The sequence below is a fragment of the Pseudomonas sp. 43(2021) genome, assembly GCF_017490805.1.
In the GTDB taxonomy this organism is placed as follows: Bacteria; Pseudomonadota; Gammaproteobacteria; order Pseudomonadales; family Pseudomonadaceae; genus Aquipseudomonas.
The window spans coordinates 1-445 of sequence record NZ_JAFGYJ010000528.1 but is presented as its reverse complement, the minus strand read 5'-3'; the positions used below and the strand labels follow the sequence as shown (position 1 = coordinate 445).

Here is a 445-nt window from a genome sequence, read left to right as displayed (position 1 = left end):
AGCAGGCTCGCTCCCACACTTGAAACGCGCTCACCTATGGGATCGAGCCTCCCAAAAGTGAAATGCATTCACCTGTGGGAGCGAGCCTGCTCGCGAAAGGGCCAGCCGCACCGACGCAGCTTCCAGATCAACCCAGGTCCCTCAGTCGCCCCTCGATAAACCGCCGCTCCGGCTCCTGCCGCGTCAGCTCCAGCGCCCGCTGATACGCCGCCCGCGCCTGCTCCACCCGGCCCAACTGCCGGCAAAACTCCGCCCGCGCCGAATGCGCCAAGTGGTAATCCTGCAACTCCCCACGCGCCAAAATCCCTTCTACCAACAACAACCCGGCCAACGCTCCATCCCGTTTGGCTACCGCCACCGCGCGGTTCAGCTCGATCACTGGCGACGGCACCGCTCGCAGCAGCACGTCATACAGACCGACAATCTGCTCCCAGTCAGTTTGCGC

1 pseudogene is annotated in these 445 nt (G+C 64.3%); it reads right to left on the bottom strand.

The features are described from left to right. Nucleotides 1-127 precede the first annotated feature (127 nt). Nucleotides 128-445, bottom strand: a pseudogene (locus J5M71_RS28530) (RNA polymerase subunit sigma-24); the annotation flags it as partial.